This is a genomic window from Caballeronia sp. BR00000012568055, assembly GCF_029439455.1.
In the GTDB taxonomy this organism is placed as follows: domain Bacteria; phylum Pseudomonadota; class Gammaproteobacteria; order Burkholderiales; family Burkholderiaceae; genus Caballeronia.
Map to the genome: position 1 here is coordinate 214,600 of NZ_JAQFVG010000248.1, position 17,487 is coordinate 232,086.

At 62.7% G+C, this 17,487-nt stretch carries 19 protein-coding genes and 1 pseudogene; 12 read left to right on the plus strand and 8 right to left on the minus strand.

The window, feature by feature from the left end; translation table 11 throughout:
• Nucleotides 1–215: pseudogene (locus P7F28_RS14130) on the minus strand (motility-associated protein); the annotation flags it as partial.
• 202 nt (nt 216–417) lie between these two features.
• On the opposite strand from P7F28_RS14130, the gene P7F28_RS14135 reads away from it, so the two are divergent.
• Entirely contained in the window at nt 418–1,245 is an 828-nt protein-coding gene (locus P7F28_RS14135) for a helix-turn-helix domain-containing protein (protein WP_277185135.1), read from the plus strand.
• 68 nt (nt 1,246–1,313) lie between these two features.
• Entirely contained in the window at nt 1,314–1,586 is a 273-nt protein-coding gene (locus P7F28_RS14140) for a hypothetical protein (RefSeq protein WP_277185136.1), read from the plus strand.
• An 80-nt stretch (nt 1,587–1,666) separates the two neighbouring features.
• Here P7F28_RS14140 and P7F28_RS14145 read toward each other — a convergent pair whose 3' ends face one another.
• The 3 genes from P7F28_RS14145 to P7F28_RS14155 form a co-directional block, all read right to left on the minus strand.
• The gene (locus P7F28_RS14145) at nt 1,667–1,834 is read right to left on the minus strand and encodes a hypothetical protein (RefSeq protein ID WP_277185137.1); all 168 of its coding nucleotides are present in this window, start codon (nt 1,832–1,834) and stop codon (nt 1,667–1,669) included.
• A gap of 61 nt (nt 1,835–1,895) precedes the next feature.
• Complete coding sequence (locus tag P7F28_RS14150) at nt 1,896–3,350, minus strand: MFS transporter (RefSeq protein WP_370467316.1); 1,455 nt, start codon at nt 3,348–3,350, stop codon at nt 1,896–1,898.
• 122 nt (nt 3,351–3,472) lie between these two features.
• Complete coding sequence (locus tag P7F28_RS14155; RefSeq protein WP_277185139.1) at nt 3,473–4,762, minus strand: MFS transporter; 1,290 nt, start codon at nt 4,760–4,762, stop codon at nt 3,473–3,475.
• Nucleotides 4,763–5,267: 505 nt separating this feature from the next.
• Between P7F28_RS14155 and P7F28_RS14160 the strand changes: the two genes are divergently transcribed.
• From P7F28_RS14160 to P7F28_RS14190, 7 genes are all read left to right on the plus strand, one after another.
• Complete coding sequence (locus P7F28_RS14160) at nt 5,268–6,005, plus strand: response regulator transcription factor (protein WP_277185140.1); 738 nt, start codon at nt 5,268–5,270, stop codon at nt 6,003–6,005.
• A gap of 199 nt (nt 6,006–6,204) precedes the next feature.
• The gene (locus P7F28_RS14165) at nt 6,205–7,155 is read left to right on the plus strand and encodes a 4-hydroxyproline epimerase (RefSeq protein ID WP_277185141.1); all 951 of its coding nucleotides are present in this window, start codon (nt 6,205–6,207) and stop codon (nt 7,153–7,155) included.
• Complete coding sequence (locus P7F28_RS14170) at nt 7,152–8,270, plus strand: FAD-binding oxidoreductase (RefSeq protein WP_277185142.1); 1,119 nt, start codon at nt 7,152–7,154, stop codon at nt 8,268–8,270. The genes P7F28_RS14165 and P7F28_RS14170 overlap by 4 nt, the downstream gene beginning before the upstream one ends.
• On the plus strand, nt 8,263–8,493 hold the full coding sequence (locus P7F28_RS14175; RefSeq protein ID WP_277185143.1) for a 2Fe-2S iron-sulfur cluster-binding protein: 231 nt from the start codon (nt 8,263–8,265) through the stop codon (nt 8,491–8,493). Before P7F28_RS14170 ends, P7F28_RS14175 begins: the two co-directional genes overlap by 8 nt.
• A complete protein-coding gene (locus tag P7F28_RS14180; RefSeq protein WP_277185144.1) occupies nt 8,490–9,740 on the plus strand; it encodes an FAD/NAD(P)-binding oxidoreductase in 1,251 nt (416 codons plus the stop codon). Before P7F28_RS14175 ends, P7F28_RS14180 begins: the two co-directional genes overlap by 4 nt.
• A 146-nt stretch (nt 9,741–9,886) precedes the next feature.
• The gene (locus P7F28_RS14185) at nt 9,887–10,633 is read left to right on the plus strand and encodes a helix-turn-helix domain-containing protein (RefSeq protein ID WP_370467321.1); all 747 of its coding nucleotides are present in this window, start codon (nt 9,887–9,889) and stop codon (nt 10,631–10,633) included.
• A 357-nt stretch (nt 10,634–10,990) separates the two neighbouring features.
• A complete protein-coding gene (locus P7F28_RS14190) occupies nt 10,991–11,401 on the plus strand; it encodes a response regulator (RefSeq protein ID WP_277185146.1) in 411 nt (136 codons plus the stop codon).
• 33 nt (nt 11,402–11,434) lie between these two features.
• On the opposite strand, the gene P7F28_RS14195 is transcribed toward P7F28_RS14190, so the two are convergent.
• On the minus strand, nt 11,435–11,605 hold the full coding sequence (locus P7F28_RS14195; protein WP_008353559.1) for a hypothetical protein: 171 nt from the start codon (nt 11,603–11,605) through the stop codon (nt 11,435–11,437).
• 98 nt (nt 11,606–11,703) lie between these two features.
• On the opposite strand from P7F28_RS14195, the gene P7F28_RS14200 reads away from it, so the two are divergent.
• The 3 genes from P7F28_RS14200 to P7F28_RS14210 all read left to right on the plus strand — a co-directional run bounded on the left by P7F28_RS14200 (nt 11,704) and on the right by P7F28_RS14210 (nt 15,911).
• Complete coding sequence (locus tag P7F28_RS14200; RefSeq protein ID WP_277185147.1) at nt 11,704–12,372, plus strand: glutathione S-transferase family protein; 669 nt, start codon at nt 11,704–11,706, stop codon at nt 12,370–12,372.
• A 74-nt stretch (nt 12,373–12,446) separates the two neighbouring features.
• Nucleotides 12,447–14,081, plus strand: a complete 1,635-nt coding sequence (locus P7F28_RS14205) for an ATP-binding domain-containing protein (protein ID WP_277185148.1) — start codon at nt 12,447–12,449, stop codon at nt 14,079–14,081.
• A 6-nt stretch (nt 14,082–14,087) separates the two neighbouring features.
• Nucleotides 14,088–15,911: an ATP-binding protein gene (locus P7F28_RS14210; RefSeq protein WP_277185149.1), complete on the plus strand. Its 1,824-nt coding sequence runs from the start codon at nt 14,088–14,090 to the stop codon at nt 15,909–15,911.
• Nucleotides 15,912–15,913: 2 nt separating this feature from the next.
• Here the strand turns inward: P7F28_RS14210 and P7F28_RS14215 are convergent, their stop codons facing one another.
• From P7F28_RS14215 to P7F28_RS14225, 3 genes are all read right to left on the minus strand, one after another.
• Nucleotides 15,914–16,768 (minus strand): helix-turn-helix domain-containing protein, encoded by an 855-nt coding sequence (locus tag P7F28_RS14215; protein ID WP_277185150.1) that lies wholly within the window; start codon nt 16,766–16,768, stop codon nt 15,914–15,916.
• A 174-nt stretch (nt 16,769–16,942) separates the two neighbouring features.
• Nucleotides 16,943–17,149: a cold-shock protein gene (locus P7F28_RS14220; RefSeq protein WP_277185151.1), complete on the minus strand. Its 207-nt coding sequence runs from the start codon at nt 17,147–17,149 to the stop codon at nt 16,943–16,945.
• Between the two features lie 67 nt (nt 17,150–17,216).
• Nucleotides 17,217–17,456 carry a hypothetical protein gene (locus tag P7F28_RS14225; protein ID WP_277185152.1) on the minus strand — a complete coding sequence of 80 codons (240 nt, stop codon included), beginning with the start codon at nt 17,454–17,456 and terminating at the stop codon, nt 17,217–17,219.
• Between the last annotated feature and the right edge of the window lie 31 nt (nt 17,457–17,487).

Genomic DNA, 17,487 nt, shown 5'->3' on the forward strand with positions numbered 1-17,487 from the left:
TTCGTATAAGCGCCATTCTTGAAAATCTTAGGCAGCGCGCCAAGGGTTTTCTTAAGCGTCGCCGTCGGATTCGACACGACGAACGCGCCGATGGCCGAACCGAAAATACACAGCAATTCGAATGGCTGCATGAGGGCGGCAATATGACCGCCTTCAGCCACGAAGCTGCCGATCACACAACCGAGGATCAGTACCCAACCAATGATGACAAACATGATTTCTCCGCTGATAACTTGCGCTGCAAAAGTTGCCTTGTTGCCGCCTTTTAACGGCGTAAAACGTTTGGAGATTTAGGGTAAGGGGCAAACTTTTCTGCGCAAAAGTTTGCGCGGTAAAAAATACTCTCGTGCGCTTTTCCGTTTGCTTGACGTGCGAGGTAATGGTGCGGATAACGCCGTCGGGACTAATATCGGCGGCATGAATACGACCTTTATTTCTTCGATGCCGCTCGCAAGCGTGGGCGCTTTACTGCGCGAGTGGCGGCAGAAGCGCCGCATGAGCCAACTCGACCTTGCCGGCGGAGCGGACGTGTCCACGCGGCATTTGAGCTTCGTCGAATCCGGGCGCGCGTTGCCAAGCAGAGAAATGGTGATGCGGCTGGCCGAGCAGCTTGACGTGCCCTTGCGCGAACGCAATACGCTGCTGATCGCGGCGGGCTATGCGCCGCTATACAAAGAGCGCGGGCTTGCCGATCCTCAACTTGCCGCCGCCATGCGCGCCGTCGAACTGGTGCTGAAAGGGCACGAGCCGTATCCGGCGCTCGCGGTGGACCGGCACTGGACCATGATTGCGGCGAATGCGGCGCTCGCACCGCTGCTTGTATCGGTCGATGCGGAATTGCTGAAGCCGCCGGTCAACGTGCTGCGCCTGTCGATGCACCCGCGCGGCCTGGCCGATGCCATCGTCAACTGGCACGAGTGGCGAGCGCATTTGCTGGCGCGCGTGCGTCGGCAAATCGATGTTTCCGGCGACGCCACGCTGATCGATTTACTGGCCGAGCTGACGTCGTATCCCACGCGTGCCGACGCAGCCGCGAGTCACGAACCCGATCCGGTGCTGGTTCCGTTGAAACTGCGCACTTCGCAGGGCGTTCTGTCGTTGTTCAGCACCACGACGGTATTCGGCACGCCGGTGGATATCACGCTTTCGGAACTCGCGATCGAAGCGTTCTTTCCCGCCGACGCCGCCACGGCCGACGCCCTGCGTAATTCAGTTGCATCGGAAGCGCCAAGCTTACAGAATTGACCAAAAAGGTCGCGATGCGGCACGTATCCTGCGACCGGTCTTTTGTCCAACCAACGCGGAAGGCAACGATGATCCAGACATTCGAACAAGTAATCGGCGGTCAGACCATGCAGTTCTGCGCGAGTATCGCGGAAGGCGGCGGGCCGCAGCGCGTCATCATCAGTCAGGCGGACACGGCCAAGTCGCTCGTGATCGTCGAGGCGGACGGCATCATCGGCACGATTCGGGCGGAAGTCGAAGCGCCAGATTCCTTTGTGGCCGATGCGGTGCGCAAGGCGCAGCAGGAAGCGCTGATCGAGCGTGCACTCGAAACCGGCGAAGTGCAGACCACAAGCCTGTAATCGTCGTATCGATAAAAATGCCCGCGCGGCTCATGCAGCCGCGCGGGCATTGTCGTTTGCGCCACAAATCTACAGACGTGCTACAGGCGCGGTTCGCCGTTTTTCGGATCAGCGGGGACAAGCGGTGTCGCGGAGTCCGGGCCATCGGGCATATCCGGATCGTCGGGATTGGGCGGGGCGTCGGGATCGAGCAGCTTGTCAGGATCGGGATCGAGCGGTTCTTCGGGCGAGCGTGGCAGGGTCGACATGATGATTCTTTCTCCGTGAATGAAAGACGTCTGTCTTGGACGTGCAACGGGGGTTCCTGACTTATTCGATGGCTTCACGCCGGCGTTCGCACTGCGCCGATTCGCCGGTGTTGCGCACCAAGCGCGCGATAAACGCGCCGCAAACCAGCAGCGCCACCGAGATGCCCGCCGACCAGCGCACCGCATCGACAATATGAGCCGATGCCGCCGCGCCTTCCGCGTGACCCGCGAGCGCGCCGAACGCCGCCACGCCGATCGCGCCCGCCGCCTGACGCGCCGTATTCGGCACCGCCGACGCCGTGCCCGCGCGACGTTTATCGACGGTGCCGAGCAGGGCGGTCGTCATGGCCGGGACCGCAACGCCCATGCCGGACGGAATCAGCAGGAACGGCAACAGCAGCGCGATCGTGGGCGTGGACGGGCCGACGAACATCAGCGCGGCGAAGCCGACTGCATCGAGCAAAGCGCCCACGATCATCGGTGCGCGCGAGCCGAATCGCGCGACGACCGGACCGCTTGCAAGATTCGACAACAGGAAGCCGCCCGTCAGCGGCAGGAACGCGAGACCCGTCTGCAAGGGCGAATGACCGAGCACGCGTTGCAGGTAAAGGCTCAGCACGAACACCATCCCATAATAGGTAAGATTCACGCCGATTCCGAACACGGTCGCGGCGCTGAATGTGCGGTCGGCGAACAGCGTTAGCGGCAGCATCGGCGCACGCGTGCGCCGCTCGACCATGATGAAACCCACCGCCGATACCACCGCCAGCGCGAGCCCGCCCAGCACGAGCGGATGCAGCAAGCCAAGTGGCCGCATTTCGATCACCGCGCCGACAAACGCCGTCAGCGCAAGGATGGCAAGCGCCTGACCGGGCAAATCGACGCCAGTTTTATCGCTGGATTCGTGCGGGCGCGTTTTATCGATCCAGACGAGCGTGGCTAGAATTCCAGCGGCGCAAATCGGCAGATTCACCCAGAAAATGCTGCGCCAGCCAAACGCCGCGATCAGCACGCCGCCGACGATCGGACCGGATGCAATCGAGATCGAACCGGCCGCCGTCCACAGGCCGACCGCGCGCGCCCGCAGTTTCGGATCGTGGCCGCAGGCGGCATTGAGCAGGGCCAGTGAGTTCGGCAGCATCGCCGCAGCGCCGATGCCCTGCACCGCGCGCGCCGCGATCAACTGCGCGGCATCGCGCGAAAACGCGCACGCCAGCGACGCCAGCGCAAACAGCACCAGCCCGCCGACGAACAGCCGCCGCGCGCCGATCCGATCGCCAAGCGAACCGGCCGACAGCATCAACGCGGAGAACGCGAGCGCGTAACTATCGACCGTCCATTGCAGGCTGGCCACGCTCGCATGCAGATCGTGTCCGATACTCGCCAGCGCCACATTGACGATCGATACATCCAGTTGGCACACCACGAATCCCGCGCTGGTCGCGGCGACGGTGAGCATCTGACGCGCCGTGAGACGCGATTCGGAAGAGGAAAGGTTCGGTTTCATGCCTGTCATCCTGCGCGCATGCCGCGTTCGATGTTTCGGCGTGAGGTGAAACGTGCGTGTTCCATCGGATGAAAAAAAGGCGCGCTCGAAGCCTCGAACGCGCCATTTTCATGCCTATGTTTTTCGCCGCTTCACGCTTTCTTGATAAACAGCGTGGTCAGCGCGCCGACCACGCAAAGCGCGCCGACATACAGCGTGGGCGCGAGCGGGCTGGATTTCATCATCAACGAGACGACGATGGGGGTGAGTCCGCCGAACACGGCATACGCGACGTTGTACGAGAACGAAATGCCCGAGAAGCGCACGGCGGGCGGGAACGAGCGGACCATCACGAACGGAATCGCGCCGATCACGCCGACGAAGAAGCCCGCGAGCGCGTACCACGGCAGCAGCGAGGACGGATCGAGCGCGACTTGCCGGAACATCAGGTAATACGACACGGCCAGCGCCAGTCCGCCGACGAAGATTGTGCGGCCCGCGCCGATCCTGCCCGCGATCGCGCCCGCCAGCACGCAGCCGATGGTCAGGCACAGCGTCGCCGCGCAATTCGCCACCAAAACCGTTGCGGGAGCGATCTGGAATTGCTTCTGCAAGAGCGTCGGCGTCATCAGAATCACGACGACGATGGCGGCGGAAAGCATCCACGTCAGCAGCATCGAAATGATGACGGCGCGGCCGTGGTCGCGCAGCACGGCCTTGAGCGGCAACTCGGCGGCAATCGCCTTGCGCTTCTGCAACTCGGCGAAAACCGGCGTTTCATACAGCCAGCGACGCAGATACACCGAGCACAGACCGAACACGCCGCCCAACAGAAATGGCAGACGCCACGCGAAATCCGCGACTTGCGCGGGCGCGAAGGTCTTGTTGATGCCGGTCGCGATCATGGAGCCGAGCAGAATGCCTGCCGTCAGACCCGCCGTCAGCGTGCCGCACGCATAGCCGACATGGCGTGCCGGCACGTGCTCCGACACGAACACCCACGCGCCCGGCACTTCGCCGCCGACCGCCGCGCCCTGCATCACGCGGAACAGCAGCAACAGCACCGGCGCCATCATGCCGATCGACGCGTACGTGGGCAGCAGGCCCATCAGCAAAGTTGGCACGGACATCAGCAGCACGGAGAGCGTGAACATGCGTTTGCGGCCGAGCAGATCGCCGAAATGCGCCATCACGATGCCGCCGAGCGGCCGCGCGAGATAGCCCGCGGCGAAGATGCCGAACGTCTGCAATTGCCGCAGCCAGTCAGGAATCGACGCCGGAAAGAACAACTGGCCGATCACCGGTGCAAAGAACACGAAGATGATGAAGTCGTAAAACTCCAGCGCGCCGCCGAGTGCGGCAAGAGTCAAGGTCTTGTAGTCAGCGCGCGTCAAGGCGCGGCCGGCGGTGCGTTCGCCGCCGGACAAAGGTGTGGCCTGCATCGAAAAAGGAACCCGTAAGTGGACAAGCCGCACATGAAGCGCGGCGACGAATCGCAACAATTTGCGATACGCGAATGAGGCCAGTGTTTGCCCTGCGGGAGAAGAGACGCGCCGGATGAGCGCGAAGCGGGAACTGCACGGACGCGGAATCGGATGCCGCGGCCCGTCCACCGCGCTGCGTCCCTGCGACGGACAGTCGCGCTGGCAGCGATCTTCGCGCCGTCTCGGTAAAAACGGCGGAAGCGGGATTCTGAAAGCCGAAGGCGGCATGTTACAGGATGAAAGGACGGTTTTGGACAATTCGTATGCGGAGAGCAACGTCTCGTTTCCGGTCGAAAAATTCGCGCGCCGTCACATGCGTTGACACATTCGGACGTTTCCGATGTGAAAGAAGTGTGGCGCTCTTGAAAATGCGGGCCTGTAAATAACCGTCTCACCACCATGAGACGCCCCGCGTTGCCTACTTCAAGGCACGTATGTCCCTTTGATAGATCAGGCTTTTCTTATGCGCGTCGCTGTTTTGCAAACCGACCCCAGCTATCGCAACCTCATCAGCGATGTCGTCAAACGACTCGGTCACACCTGCGTGACATTCGGTGATGGTTTGCTGCTCTCCAAGGCGCTCTCGCGCTCCACCGTCGATCTGCTGATCCTCGACTGGAATTCCAGTGGCCTGTGCGGTCTCGACCTGCTGAAATCCGTGCGTTCGAGTTTCGGCGAACGTGTGCCGGTTCTGTTCGCCACGCCCGACGGCGCTGAGCACAATATCGTCTGCGCACTGACGGCAGGCGCGGACGACTTCGTCACCTATCCCATCCGTCCGGGCGAGTTCGGCGCGCGTGTCGAAGCGCTGCTGCGCCGCGCGTATCCGGCGACGTCGAACGCGTTTCTCGAAGTCGGTCCTTACCGCTTCGACTCGCGCCAGCAAACCGTCACGGTGCGCGGCAAGCCGGTGTCGCTCTCTGGCACGCAGTTCCGTCTCGCTCAATTGTTCTTCTCGAATATCGGCCGCGTGCTGTCGCGCGATCATATTTTCGCGATGGTCTGGGGCCGCGAGTTCCGTGAAACCACCCGCACCATCGACAGTCACGTGTCGCGTTTGCGTCTGGCGCTGGAGATCGAGCCGGTGAATCACTTCCGTCTGCAACCGGTGTACAAGAGCGGCTATCGCCTGCTGCATCTGTACGATGAAGGCGAAGATATCGGCGCGGATGGCGAGGAGCAGATCGCTGCGTACGCGTAATTTGGCCCGCTGAGTCGAACAAAAATGCCGTCGCGAGACGGCATTTTTGCTTTCCGGCGTCTGTGCCGAAATCCGCTTCGACGCGTGGCGGACGTTGCCGGAACGCTTGTACGCGCTGGCGGCGCATTGTGCCGATTTCGTCATCGAAATGGTCGAGCTTCGACAAGACGCCCGTCGTGCGCATTTCTACGATAGGCGCATGAAAACCATCGACTTTATCGACTCGCACACGGGCGGCGAACCGACGCGCCTCGTGATGGCGAACGGCCCGGATCTCGGCGGCGGCACGCTGGCGCAACGCCTCGACGTGTTCCGCACGCAATTCGACGACTGGCGGCAAGCGATCGTCACCGAGCCGCGCGGTTCGGACGTGATCGTCGGCGCGCTGCTGTGCGAGCCGGATCATGCCGACGCGACGGCGGGCGTGATCTTCTTCAATAACGTCGGCTATCTCGGCATGTGCGGGCACGGCACGATCGGGCTGGTGGCGTCGCTGGCGCATGCGGGAAGGATCGAGGCGGGGCGGCATCGGATCGACACACCCGTCGGTTCCGTCGATGCCACGCTCAATGCCGATGGCAGCGTCAGCGTGCGCAATGTGCCGGCGTATCGGCATCTTCATCGGGTGAAGGTCGAGGTGCCGGGCCACGGCGCGGTGACCGGCGATGTCGCGTGGGGCGGCAATTGGTTTTTCCTCGTCGCCGATCACGGGCATGAACTCGTGCCGACGCGCATCGCCGAACTCACGCGTCTGACCGATTCGATCCGCGACGCGCTCCACGCGCAAGGCATCACCGGCGCGGATGGCGCGTATATCGACCATATCGAATTGTTTGCGGATTCGCCGGTGGCGGGCATCGACAGCCGCAATTTCGTGCTCTGTCCGGGCAGCGCGTACGATCGCTCGCCGTGCGGCACGGGCACCAGTGCCAAGCTCGCGTGTCTTGCCGCCGACGATTACCTCGCGCCGGGCGCGGTGTGGCGGCAGGAAAGCATCATCGGCAGCGTGTTCGAGGGCAGTTATGTGCTCGATGGCGACGCGCTCATTCCGACCATCACAGGTTTTGCGCATGTGATGGCCGAAGGCCGCCTTGTGTTCGATGATCGCGATCCGTTCCGCCTCGGCATTCCGCTGCAATCGAACGCATGAACGCCGATGTGATCGTGGTCGGCGCGGGCATCGTCGGGGCGGCGTGCGCGGCGGAACTGGCGGCGCGCGGGATGTCGGTCGAAGTGATCGATGCGCATGGCGTCGGCGTTGGTGCGACGGCGGCGGGCATGGGCCATATCGTGGTGATGAACGATTCGGCGGCGGAATTCGCGTTGTCGCATTTATCGCGCACGTTGTGGCTCGATCTCGCGGCCGCCTTGCGCCGCCGCGATGCGTTTTCGCGTTGCGGCACGTTGTGGATCGCGGAGGACGAGGAAGAACTCGCGGCGGCGCGCGAGATGCGCGATGGCCTCGCGCGTGGCGGCGTCGCATCGCATGTTCTGGATAGCGAGGCGTTGCGCGAGGCGGAACCCGCCGTCAGTCATGCGATGCACGGCGGCCTGTTGATCGAAGACGATGCCGTGGTCTACGCGCCTTCCGCTGCGCAATTTCTGTTGTCGTCGTCGGCGCGCATTCGCGTGACGCTCGATTGCCGCGTGACGAGAGTGCACGCTGGCGAATCGCACGCGGAAGTCACGCTGGCCAACGGCGAACGCCGCAGCGCGAGTCATGTCGTGATCGCCAATGGTCTCGCGGTTTCCGATCTGATCGACGGCGTGCCTTTGGAGCCGAAAAAAGGCCACTTGCTGATCACGGACCGCTATCCGGGCACGATCCATCATCAGGTGCTCGAACTCGGCTATATCAAGAGCGCGCATCACGCGCGTGGCACGTCGGTCGCGTTCAACGCGCAGGCGCGGCCAACCGGGCAGGTGTTCATCGGTTCGTCGCGGCAGTTCGGAACGATCGATCCCGCCATCAACATGAACGTGCTGGCGATGATGCTCGCGCGCGCCACGCGCTATTTACCCGGCATCGGCGCGCTGAACGCGATCCGCGCGTGGACCGGCTTTCGCGCCGCCACGTCCGATGGCCTGCCGCTGATCGGCCCGGCGCGGCATGAACACGACCGCGTGTGGCTCGCGGCGGGCCACGAAGGGCTGGGCGTGACGACATCGCTCGGCACCGCGAAGCTGCTTGCCGCACTTATGTTCGATGAACCCGCGCCGCTCGATGCCGCGCCTTTCTCTCCACTTCGTTTTGCTTATGCCTAAGGTTTTTATCGACGGAGAACGGGTGTCGGTGCCCGAATTCACCACGATCGCCGCTGCGCTCGCCTTGAAACCCGCGCGACGTTCCGTCAGCGGCGAGCCGCGCACGGCGTTTTGCGGCATGGGCGTGTGCCACGAATGCCGCGTCACCGTCGATGGCCGCGCGCATGTGCTCGGCTGTCAGACGCTGTGCCGCGACGGCGCGATCATCGAGACGATGCGATGAAAACGGATCGCTTCGATGTATTAATTATTGGCGCGGGACCGGCGGGTTTGGCGGCGGCTGATGAAGCGGCGCGCACGGGCGCACGCACTGCATTGATCGACGATAACCCGCGTCCGGGCGGCCAAATCTGGCGGCAAGGACCGCAAGCGGCGCTCGCTGCGCCCTTGCGTGTTTGGCTGGACGAAGCACGCGCGCGGCCGAATCTCGTCGTGATGAGCGGAGCAAAAGTCATTGGCACGCACGGCGACAAAAGTCTGCTGATCGAGCAGGAAGGCGTGGCGCGTGTCATCGGATGGACGAAGCTGATTTTGTGTACCGGCGCGCGCGAGCGATTGCTGCCGTTCGAAGGCTGGACGCTGCCCGGCGTCACCGGCGCGGGCGGCTTGCAGGCGATGATCAAAGGCGGCATGCCGGTGCGCGGCGAGCGGATCGTGATTGCGGGAAGCGGGCCGCTGCTGCTCGCCGTCGCGGATACGGCGCGCAAACACGGCGCGGATGTGCGCGCGATGATCGAACAAGCTTCGTTCGGCGATGTCGCGCGATTCGTTGCATCGCTTGTGCGGACGCCGGGGAAGCTGGCGCAGGCGTTTGCGTTGAGGCCGGCGCGGTATCGGACGGGAAGCGTGGTCGTGAAAGCGCACGGCGAGACGCGCGTCGAAGCGGTCACGATCAGGCGCGGCGCAACGCAGCAGACGATCGAAACGGACCGTATTGCGTGCGGATACGGGCTTGTGCCGAACACGACGCTCGCGCTGGCGCTCGGCTGCGAGATGAACGATGCCGCCATCCGCATCGACGATGCGCAGCGGACGTCGCTGGAAAATGTCTATGCGGCGGGCGAGTGCACGGGCATCGGCGGCATGGAGTTGTCGCGTATCGAAGGCGCGATCGCGGCGCGCGCGGCGCTCGGTTTGCCCGTCGGTGCTCAGCAACATCAAGCACGCAGCCGATGGCGCGCATTCGCCGGACGCGTCGATCACGCCTTCGCACTCGGCGATGCCGCGCGCGCCATCCCGCCCGGCGACACGGTGATGTGCCGCTGCGAAGACGTGACGATCGGCGACATCGCGGCGCATGCGCATTGGCGCGACGCCAAGCTGCAAACGCGCTGCGGCATGGGACCGTGTCAGGGGCGCATCTGCGGCGAAGCGGCGGCGCTGTATTTCGGCTGGCCGCGAGCAAAGGCACGCGAGCCATTCGTGCCGGTGCGTGTCGATACGCTGATCGCCGCCAGCGAAGCCGAATAGTCGGGCGGACGCCAATTTTTTCCCCGTCGATGCAAACCTATAATGGTTTGGCCCCGACCCGCATGACCCAAAAAATGACGAGCGCAGCAACCGATGCCATCGATCTGACGCGTCTGCCGACGCCCGCCGCCTCGTCCTTGCGCGAGATGCTCGCGCATTTCATGCTGCTCGAACCCGTGTTCGATGCGATGCCCGACATCGTCTTCTTCGTGAAAGACCGCGAGGCCCGCTACGCGATGGTGAATCGCACGCTCGCGCGCCGTTGCGGCTATAAGGACGACAAAACCCGGTTGCTCGGCCGGACCGCCGAAGACGTGTTTCCGCGCCGCTTCGGGCGCATTTATACGGCGCAGGATCAGGCGGTGATCGCGCAGGGAAATCAACTGATCGATCAACTCGAACTGCATTTGTATCCCGGACGCGAGCCGGGTTGGTGCATGACCTGCAAACAGCCATTGTTGGATGCGGCGGGCAGTATCGTCGGATTGGCGGGGATTTCGCGTGATTTGCAGGCGGCGGAAAGCACGCATCCCGCTTACAGCCGACTGGCGGCGGTCGTGCAGCATATTCAGGAAAATTACGTGCAGCCGCTGAACATGCGCGAACTTGCGCACATGGCGAACATGTCGATCGCGCAACTGGAGCGCTATTTCCACAAGGTTTTCCATCTGACGCCGCGACAGGTTTTGCTCAAAACCCGGCTCGATGCCGCCACCGCCTTGCTCCTCACGCACGACAAGGTCACCGATGTCGCCGCGCTCTGCGGCTACACGGATCACAGCGCGTTCACGCGGCAGTTCAAGGCGACGGTGGGCATCACGCCGACCGAATATCGCGCGGTATTGCAGTCGGCGGTGACGCGACCCGATTTCGCGGCATCGGCAAATGTCTGACGGAAAAACGGGGTACGCATAATCCCGGAATTACACGCCCGTACGAATCCGCGAAAATCCCGTCGGTTGTCGAATACCGCAGAGGACCGCCCGGCGCGGCTCTCAAGCCGAGTCAGCACATCCCGGCCTGCTTCTTGCTCGATATCAAGCGCCCAAGCCGCGCACATTCCCCCTGCCGGCGATGGCACAAAACCCCGCGACGTTACGCACCGGCGCACGCGAGGGTGTTAAAACACGGTGCGTCCGGAATTCCTGCCGCGTTCTGCTGTCAACCTACCGCGACGTGCGATGGTGATGAGCGGCGAGCCGTGGAGACCGTTGCGCGAGAATTCCGTTTTTTGCAGTCGAAAAGAAATCATGAACGAAGTGGCAAGACTGGGGCATGCGCGGATCGTCCTGATCGAGGACGATCCCGAAAGCAGGGCATCGCTACAGATGTTGTTGGAAGAAGAAGGTGCCGAAGTGGTCGCCGTATCCGACGCCGAAGACGGCGCGGAGGCCGCGATCACGCATCTTCCCGATGCGGTGATCTGCGATCTGGACCTTCCGGGAATGGATGGTTTCTATCTGATTCAACGTTTGCGAGATCACGAAATACGCGGGAATTTGCCGCCGTCGGTCGCGATTGCGTTGACGGGACACGATGGCGAAGAGTATCGATTACGCAGTATCGGCGAGGGCTTTCAGCATTTCATGACCAAGCCCGCGCATCCGGAAGAGCTGGTTTCGTTGATACAGGATGCGTTGAACGCGCGCGCCGTGGTCTGAGTTTTTGCAGACCCGGCGCGGCTCAATCAAGTGCTAAGAGCGGTCGCGATTGCGCGCCCGCGTCGCGCCCGTGATCACGGCAATGCCGAGCATGATCACGGCGACGATCATGATGGTGTGCTGCGAAACGTGCATGGCGACCAGCGCCCACGAGACGCCGCCGATAAAAATCAGCCAGCCCACGAGGTAGATGATCAGAGTCATGAGGTTTTTCTCCCTTGTTCGTCGGTTTGTAGTCGGTTTGTAGTTAGGGCATTATCCGACAAGCTGATTGCAAGACTCATGCCCTGATTTCATCGAACATGCTCACGGTCCATCACCTCAATAATTCCCGCTCGCAGCGCGTGCTGTGGATGCTCGAAGAACTGGGCGTCGAGTACGACATCAAACGCTATCAACGCGATCCGAAAACCATGCTCGCGCCGCCCGAATTGCGCGCGATCCATCCGCTCGGCAAATCGCCGGTGATTACGGACGGCGATCTCACGCTCGCCGAATCCGGCGCGATCCTCGAATATCTCGTCGAAAAATACGGCAATGGCCGATTCGCGCCGCCGCACGGCATCACGCCCGCGCGCGTGCGCTACGACTACTGGATGCACTACGCCGAAGGCTCCGCGATGCCGCCGCTGCTGCTCAAGCTCGTGGCGATCCGCATCGAGCTGGCGAAGATGCCGTTCTTTATCAAGCCGATCGCGCGGCGCATCGGCGATGGCTTGCAGTCCGGTTTCATCGATCCGCAATTGAAGCTGCACTTCGGTTATATCGAAGACGAGTTGACGAAAGCGCCGTATTTCGTCGGCGACGACTTCAGCGCCGCCGATGTGCAGATGAGCTTCCCGCTCGAAACCGGCACGCAGCGCGCAGGCGCAAGCGAATTGCCGCGTATTCGCGCGTTTCTCGGGCGTATTCACGAGCGGCCGGCGTATCGGCGGGCATTGGAACGAGGCGGGCAATACGACTACGCCTGAAAGACCGAGACATGAGACCGCCGCGCCGTTGCGTACAATGACTCGCGACGTCCACCTCAGCCCAAAGGCTATTCATGGCTCGAATCGTCCCTGACGACTGGAAGAACCTCGAAGCGACCGGCGCCGCCGCGCGCGAACTCGAAACGCTCGCGCTTCTCGACAAGCTGCCCGACGATTACACGGTCTATCACGGAGTCCACTGGACGCGTATCAACGAAGGCTTTTCCGTGTTCGGGGAAGCGGATTTCGTGGTCGTCGCGCCATCGGGCCGCGTGCTGATGATCGAGATGAAAGCCGGTTTTCTGCGCGAAACCGGCGCGGGGCTGGTCAAGGTGTATTTGCAGAAAGAGCGCAATGTGGCCGTGCAACTGGCGCGGACGCTGGAAAATCTGCATCGGCGGTTTACGGCGGCGTTCGGGGCGGGGACGTATCGGATCGAGGCGCTGCTGTATTGCCCGGACTACATCGTGAAAGATGCGGCCATCGCGGGCGTGCAGCCAGGGCGCATTGTCGATGCAAGCCGCAAGGCCTCGCTGCCGCGCGTGGTGCTGGAAATTCTGCCGCCCGACGAACCGCGCTTCGAATCGGCGGCGCGCATCCATCATTTTCTTGCCGATGAACTCTCGCTCACGCCCGATACCAACGCCTTGGTCGGCGCAGCGAATACGCTTGTCACGCGTCTGTCGGGCGGACTCGCGACGTGGGCGCGCCGTCTCGAATTCGATCCGTTCCGTCTGCGCGTGATCGCAACCGCAGGCGCGGGCAAGACGCAACTCGCCGTGCGCGTCATGCGCGATGCCATCGCGGCCGGCAAGAGCGTGCTGTACGTGTGCTTCAACCGGCCGCTCGCCGACCATATCCGAGCGATCGCGCCGAAAGACGCGAAGATCGCCAACTATCATCAATTGAGCGCCGCCGTCGCGCGCGATGCGGGCAGTCCGCCCGACTTCAGCCAGCCGAACATCTTCGCGACACTCGAAGAACGCTTCGCCGCCGTGCCGGTGCCCGAGCACTGGAAAACGGATGTCCTGATCGTCGATGAAGGTCAGGATTTTCAGGCGGCGTGGGTCGAAGCGCTCGAACGCTTGTTGAATCCGGAGGGCGCGTGGTGGTGGCTCGAAGATCCGATGCAGAACCTGTATTTGCGCGAGCCGATTCCGCTTCCCGGCTGGACCATTCTGCGCGAATCGACCAACTATCGCAGTCCGCGCGATCTGCTCGGCTTTATCCGCAAGGTCGTCGGTCCCGAGGTGCGGCTGGACGCGGGCAGTCCGTTCGATGGCTCGGACGTGACTGTATCGACGTATGAAGAGGGCAACCCCGAAGAAGTCGTCGATGCCACCAAGCGCGCGATCACGCAAGCCCTGTCGCTCGGCTTTCGCAAGCAGGACATCGCCGTGCTGTCGTTTCGCGGGCGCGAAGGGTCGGCGCTGACGGCGGTCGATCATCTCGGGCCGCATCGGTTGCGGGCGTTCACGGGCACGTACGATCTGTTCGGCAACCCGGAGTATCGCGAAGGCGATGTGCTGCTGGAATCGATCTATCGCTTCAAGGGGCAATCCGCGCCGTGCGTGGTGCTCACCGAAGTCGATTTCGAATCGCTCGACGATCAGGCCGCGCGCAAGCTGTTCGTCGGCGCGACGCGGGCGACCATGAAGTTGATCGTGGTCGCATCGGAACGCGCGGCGCGCGCGCTGGACACGCTGTAATCGCACATGGCGACGCTCGGCTCATCCGTGCGCGCGCGTGCATCGCGCCCCTGGTTCCGCCGCCTGTGGTACGCGGCCATGATCGCGCTCGCGGTCGCGCCGCCGATCGGCGCGGTCGGCTATATGCTGTATTCGGGGCTGCTGGCGCGGGAGACGCATCGGCTGGTGGTGCCCGCAGACAGTCTGTATTGGGACGCGGCGCAGTTTCAGATTGCCTATGAGCGATTCGAAAGCCAGGCGCTGTTGTTCCGCGCGGGTGTTGACGAAGACGCCGACGCGGTGCGCGCGAGTTATTCATACATGCGCCTGCGCCTGAACGCGCTGTCGGATCCCGAAAGCAATCAACCCTTGCGCAATCGTCAACTGGAGATCGTCCGCCAGTTGCAAAGCGCGCTCGATTCCATTCAACCCGATGTCGATGGCCTGAACGCCGAACGTCAGCGCATGATGCATATCATCGGCGTGGTGCGGCAGAACGCGCCGCTGGTTTCGGAACTGGCGAGCGCGCGCCGTCTGATGGATGTGGGCGAGCGCGAGGCGATCGTGCGCGACTTCGAAACGCGCCGCCGCTATCTGATTTACGCGGGCATTTTGCTCGGGCTGTTATCGGCGGTGGCGACGTTGATGTTGTTGCTCAACGGCCTGCGCCGCACGCGTCTGATCGATCAGCAACGCGCCGCGCTTGCCGCCGAGCATCAGGCGACGCGGGCGGCGCGCGAGGCGGGCGTCGCGAAAGACACGTTCCTCGGCATGATCAGCCACGAACTGCGCACGCCGCTGCACGCGATTGTCTCGTCGGTCGAATTGCTCGGGCTGAATCTTCATGCGGCGGCGGATCGCAAGATCATCGAGCGGCTGGAGGCGGGCGCGCGCCATCTCGAAGCGCAAATGCGCGATCTGACCGATTACGCGCGGCTCGGCGCGGGCAAGCTCGAACTGCGCATGGGCGTGTTCGAGCCGGCCGACATGCTCGAATCTATCGTCGATGCCAATACGCCCGCGGCCAACGTGAAAAATCTGGTCCTGCGCGGCGATTTCATCGGTGCGCGTGGACCGATCGAATCGGACCCGCATCGCGTGCGGCAGATCGTAACCAATCTCGTGACCAATGCCATCAAATACACCGACACCGGTTCCGTCGATGTGCATTTCGAGCGCGTAGCCACGCGGCTGGACATTTCCGTGGTCGATACCGGACCGGGCATTTCGCGCGAGCAACTGCCGCTGATCTTTCAGGAGTTCACGCAACTGGATTCGTCCAGCACGCGGCGATTCGATGGCGCGGGCATGGGACTCGCCGTGGTGCGCGGACTGGTCGATTTGCTCGGCGGGACCATCGAGGTATCGAGCGAAGTGGGACAGGGCGCGGCGTTTCGGGTGAGCTTGCCGGCGGTATCGGCGGAAAAGCTGCCTGCGCCGGACGAAGATGTCAGCGCGCCCGCGATGCGCCGTTCACGCGTGCTGGTGATCGACGATCACGAGTCGATCCGCGAGTCGCTGATCGAGATGTTGACGCATCTGGGTTACGCGAGCGTCGCCATGCCCGATGTAGACAGCGCGCTCGCCTGGCTGCGCGCCAACGACGCCGACGTGATCCTCGCCGATCTCCATATGCCAGGCAAGGACGGCTATTCGTTCGCCAATGAGTATCGCGCGCGCACGGCGCCGGGCGCGAGCGTGCCGATTATCGCGGTGAGCGCGTACGCGCCCGAACTGGTCGATCCGCGCGCGGCCGTGCTGTTCTTCGATTACTTGTTGAAGCCCGTGCGCTACGAAGTGCTGAAAAGCGCCGTGCAGCGCGCCGTTCGGGCACGCCGCCTCGCGACGTAGGCTTAGGTTCTGAGCAAACGTTTCGACAGATCCGCCACCAGAATGCCGAGACGCGCGGGCTTTTCGAAACACGTCACGTTGTGATCGCGGATCACCTGACTGATTTCCGATTCGCTCGCCTTGCCCGTCGTCAGTTCGCCCGTGAGCACGAAAATCGGCGCGTCCGGATTGTCGGACTCGCGCACCGCGCGGATCGCGCCTGCCGACGTGTTCGAGCCGAACAGCCAGTCGATGACCACGGCGTCGAACACTTGCGATTGCAGCGCGTCGAAGAACGTGTCGAGGTTGTAGAAGGCCATCGCGGTGAAGCCGGTGGCGTCGAGATAATCGTGCAGATTGTCGGCGGACGCGTGGTCGTCATCGACAACAGCGATCACAGGCTTTTCGACATCGGCCCGGCGCGGCAGGATTTCGATCTTGTGGACGTCGCACGCTTCGTAGAGCAACACGCCTTCGTGTTTGCTGACGATCCATCGGTTATTCATTTTCTGCGCGATGAAGTCCGGCCGGCTGCCCGCTTCCAGCGCCGCGCCAACCCACGCCATGCACGGAATCTCCACGCTGCCGAGCTTGAGCACGGCGTCGTGCGGCGTGCCTTCGGTTTCATCGGCGCGGGTGTTGATGGTGTCGAACAGCTTGAGCGCGGGTTCGTCGAAGGCATCCGCCACGCGGCGGATTTGCGCGAGCGTCCACGGACTATTGCCGCGCAGCTTGCGGTGCCCTTGCGAGAAACTGAGATCGAGAATACGGCACAGTTCAGCGGTCTGCTGACGCTTGCCGATGCCATGACGACTCATCAGCTCGCGCACGCGTTCCGCGACGGCGAGCGATTCGGAAGAAGATGTTTCAGTGACCATACTGCCAGTCGGCGCGAGAAGGTGAACGTGCGGATGACGTGTTGCGATGTCGGTGAACCATTGTAATTGGCGTGGAAACCGCGCGGGTTTCCTGATCAAAGAAAATGCCGTGCGCCTGAGCGACGTCACGGCATTTTTTTCATGCGACGACGCTTATGCGTCGCGGTGAACGACTCAGCTTACGGCGGCGATATTCGCAGCTTGCAAACCCTTCGGTCCCTGACGCACTTCGAACATCACCTTCTGGTTTTCCTGTAGCGACTTGTAGCCGTCCATACGAATTTCCGAGAAGTGCGCGAACAGATCGGGCGTGCCGTCATCCGGCTTGATAAAGCCAAAACCCTTGGTGTCGTTGAACCATTTCACAGTGCCGGTTGCCATCGTTTTCTATCCTCTTGCTGCTTTGTTATCGAGGCGATGCCTCGTGGGTGGTGATGCGTTTTTATATTTATGCGAGCGCTTCGGCGTGTTCGGGCATGTCGTCGAGCAGGGTCGAGAGCTGGTCGCCTTCGCTGAATTCACGCAGCGTCGCGAGCAGCGTGCGCCACGGCGCGGGCCAGCGCGTTTCGCGTACGCAATGGCCGCTTGCGTTCGTGATGCGCAGGACCGTGGTGTCGGGGAAATACGTGAGCGTGACGGGATGGCCATCGAGAACGCAGGTCGCGGTGCAGGCTTTCGGAGTAAACATGTTTTGGTCTGAATGATCGTTTGTTTGCTTT